The sequence below is a fragment of the Neolewinella lacunae genome, from assembly GCF_014349155.1.
GTDB classification, from domain to species: Bacteria; Bacteroidota; Bacteroidia; order Chitinophagales; family Saprospiraceae; genus Neolewinella; species Neolewinella lacunae.
This window is the reverse complement of record NZ_JACSIT010000054.1, coordinates 1-1,115: the sequence shown is the minus strand read 5'-3', so window position 1 is coordinate 1,115 and position 1,115 is coordinate 1. Positions and strand designations below refer to the sequence as shown.

Here is a 1,115-nt window from a genome sequence, read left to right as displayed (position 1 = left end):
GGTACGCAGAGCGACGCCGATGACGACCTTGACGGCACGAACGACGGTGCCCAGGCGGGCGGCGAAGGCACGGAGTCCCTCTCTGGTCTCTTCACGCTGACGCCCGGTCAGGAGCCGCAGATCGGCGACGAGAGCTTCCCCGGCGGTGCGCAGGACGACACCGACCCGCAGGACGATGCGAACGGCAACATGACGATTGACTTCGGCTTCGTGCCGGTCAACAGCGTGGGCTCTTCGGTCTTCTTCGACATGAACGACGATGGCATCCAGATGGGTGCCAATGAGGTCGGCATCCCGAACGTACCGGTCCAGCTGTTCGCTGACCTGGACGGTGACGGTACGCCCGAGACGCTGGTCGGTGAAACGACGACGAACGACGACGGCATCTACTTCTTCGACAACCTGCCCAACGGTACCTACAACGTAGTAATCCCGAGCCTGCCCGACGGCACCGGCGCAACCTCCGGTACCTCCAGCGACGATCCTACCGACGCTGCGGTGCAGAACGGCGAAGAGCAGCTGGATGGCACGGTAGCCTCGGCGCCCTTCGACCTGACGGCTGGCAGCAACCCCACGGAAGCCGGTGGCTTCCCCGGTGACGACCAGGACGACGCTGAAGAGACGAACGGCAACATGACGATCGACTTCGGCTTCCTGCCCAACATGAGCGTCGGTTCCACGGTGTTCTACGACGTTGACGACAACGGCGTACAGGACCTGACCAACCCGCTGGAGTACGGCATCGCCGGTGTCACGGTGAACCTGTACTTCGATGCGAACGGCGACGGCATGATCGACGGTCTGGAATTGACGGCGATCGAGACGACGACCACGGACGCTGACGGCAACTACTTCTTCGATAACCTTGCTCCGGGCGACTACCAGGTAGGGGTACTTCCTGCTACGGATGCACCGGTGGCTTCCAGTACGCAGAGCGACGCCGATGACGACCTTGACGGCACGAACGACGGTGCCCAGGCGGGCGGCGAAGGCACGGAGTCGCTTTCTGGTCTCTTCACGCTGACGCCCGGTCAGGAGCCGCAGATCGGCGACGAGAGCTTCCCCGGCGGTGCGCAGGACGATACCGATCCGCAGTCTGATGAGAACGGCAACAT

Annotated in this window: 1 protein-coding gene; it reads left to right on the top strand. The window is 63.4% G+C overall.

Annotated elements, in window-relative coordinates:
- Positions 1 to 1,115, top strand: a 1,115-nt coding sequence (locus H9S92_RS03285; RefSeq protein ID WP_320055153.1) for an SdrD B-like domain-containing protein, incomplete at both ends; no start/stop codon positions are given.